This window comes from Fodinicurvata sp. EGI_FJ10296, assembly GCF_040712075.1.
In the GTDB taxonomy this organism is placed as follows: Bacteria; Pseudomonadota; Alphaproteobacteria; order DSM-16000; family Inquilinaceae; genus JBFCVL01.
Genome location: NZ_JBFCVL010000024.1, coordinates 1 through 2283, shown reverse-complemented (window position 1 = coordinate 2283; position 2283 = coordinate 1). Strand labels below are relative to the sequence as shown.

General features: G+C 65.9%; 2 protein-coding genes and 1 pseudogene. All 3 read left to right on the top strand.

The window, feature by feature from the left end; genetic code table 11:
• A partial coding sequence (locus tag ABZ728_RS22035; RefSeq protein ID WP_366658599.1) for a transposase occupies positions 1–379 on the top strand: 379 nt, incomplete at its 5' end.
• Positions 376–729 (top strand): IS66 family insertion sequence element accessory protein TnpB, encoded by a 354-nt coding sequence (gene tnpB, locus ABZ728_RS22030; protein WP_366658598.1) that lies wholly within the window; start codon positions 376–378, stop codon positions 727–729. The genes ABZ728_RS22035 and tnpB, both read left to right, overlap by 4 nt.
• 207 nt (positions 730–936) lie before the next feature.
• Positions 937–2283 (top strand): annotated as a pseudogene (locus tag ABZ728_RS22025) (IS66 family transposase); the annotation flags it as partial.

Below are 2283 nucleotides of genomic sequence, written 5' to 3'. Positions count from 1 at the left end.
CTCAACGGAGTTTCTCACTTCGGGCGGTGAGGTTGTTGCCGGTAAGGCACGCCGGCGCTGGCCGGATGAGGTGAAGGCCCGGATCGTCGCTGAGACGCTGGATGAGGGCGCGTCGGTGAGAGCGGTCGCCTGGCGCTATGATCTGAACCCGAACCATCTGTCGGGTTGGCGGCGTCAGGCCCGGGAAGGGAAGCTGGTTTTGCCCGCGCCATCCGAAAGCCAGGTGTTCGCGCCGCTGGCTGTTGGCGACGGACCGGATGAGGTTGCGGACGACGGGCGCATCGAGATCACGGTCGGAACAATGACGGTACGCGTGCCGGCCACCACCCCAGCGGGACGCGTGGCCGAGATCGCCGCTGCATTGCGCGAGGCGGCATGATCCTTCCCGGCAATGGCGTCCGGATCGTCGTCGCGACCCGGCCCGTTGATTTCCGCAAGGGCCCTGATGGATTGGCGGCGGTCGTTCAGGAGCAGCTTGGTTTCGATCCGCATTCCGGCCTGATCGTGGTTTTCCGCTCGAAACGCGGAGATCGGGCGAAGATCCTGGTCTGGGACGGCACCGGATTGGTCCTGATTTACAAGCGCCTTGAACAAGGTGGCTTCACCTGGCCCACCGTGCGCGACGGCGTGATGCGTGTTTCCAAAGCCCAGTTCGAAGCGCTGTTCGAAGGTCTGGACTGGCGGCGTGTGACGCCGCCGCGAGGCCGTCGCCCCGCTGCGGCGGAATGACTCGGGGTCGCACGAGCGGGGTGTGATGGGGCTTTACCGCCATGGTACGATGAGACCATGCAGACGCGCGCCGATGACCTTGACCTGACCAGACTGCCGCCGGAATACCGGGCGGCCTTCGAGGCACAGCAGGCCAGGATCGCGGCGCTGTCCGAAGAGAAGATCACGCTGGCCGAGCAGAACGCCGAATTGGCGACGCATAATGCCCGGCTGGAACATCTGGTCCGCGAATTCCGGCAAGCGCTATACGGCAAACGATCGGAGAAGCTCGACACCGACGCCCGTCAGCTCGCGTTCGAAGATCTGGAAGGGGCGGTTGCCGAGGTCGAGGAGGCACGGGCCACCGCCCATCCCCGGACAACGCCCCCGACAACACCTGGGCGCCCGGCGCCAAAGCGCCTGCTGGGCCATCTACCGGCAGATCTGCCGCGCGTGGAACGGATCATCGAGCCGGAGAGTACATCCTGCCCCTGCGGTTGTGGCGATATGGTGCGCATCGGCGAGGATCGCACCGAAAGGCTGGATATCGTGCCGGCGCAGGTCCGGGTGATCGCGACCGTCCGTCCCCGTTTTGCCTGCCCGCGCTGCGAGAACGGTGTTCACCAGGCACCGGCGCCGGCGCATCTGATCGAAGGCGCGCTGCCGACCGAAGGGGCGATCGCGCATGTGCTGGTCGCGAAATACGCCGACCACGCGCCGCTCTACCGTCAGTGTCAAGCGCTCAGCCGGACCGGACTGGACCTCGATCGCTCGACACTCGCCGGCTGGGTTGGCAATGCGGCCTTTCATCTCGGGCCCGTGGTCGACCGTCTCGCCGATCATCTCAGACGGTCCGGGAAGCTGTTCATGGATGAAACCCGTGCACCGGTGCTCGATCCCGGCAGGGGTAAAACCAAAACCGGGTACCTGTGGGCGCTGGCCCGCGACGACCGGCGCTGGGCCGGCCCCGATCCGCCGGGGGTCGTCTATTTCTATGCCGAGGGCCGCAGTGGCAACCATGCCGAACGCTTTCTGAACGGCTTTGCCGGCATCCTGCAGGTCGACGCCTATGCCGGATATAACCGGCTCACGCGCACGGACCGCCCCGGCGGACCCTTGGTGCTGGCCCATTGCTGGGCGCATGCGCGCCGGAAGCTGCACGAGATCCATGAGCGCGACGGCTCGCCGATCGCGGCCGACGGTCTTGACCGGATCGCGGCGCTCTACAGGATCGAGGCCGAGATCAGCGGGCAACCACCGGAAACACGGCTGGCAATCCGTCAGGAGCGCTCCGCCCCACTGATCGAGGCATTCGGTCACTGGCTGAAAGAAAAGCGTTCCCGCCTTTCCGCCAAATCCCGCCTTGGTGAAAAGCTCGCCTATATTGCCCGCCACTGGGAGGGGCTGCAGGCCTTCCTGACCGACGGCCGCATCGAGATCGACTCCAATGCCGTGGAGAATACGATCCGCCCCCTCGCGCTCAATCGGAAGAATGCCCTCTTCGCCGGGCATGACGAAGGCGGCCGGACCTGGGGCCGCATCGCCTCGCTCATCGAAACGGCCAAAATGAACGGC

Excerpts from the sequence above, each read along its gene's own strand:
- tnpB (WP_366658598.1), top strand. The coding sequence starts at position 376 with ATGATCCTTCCCGGCAATGGCGTCCGGATCGTCGTCGCGACCCGGCCC.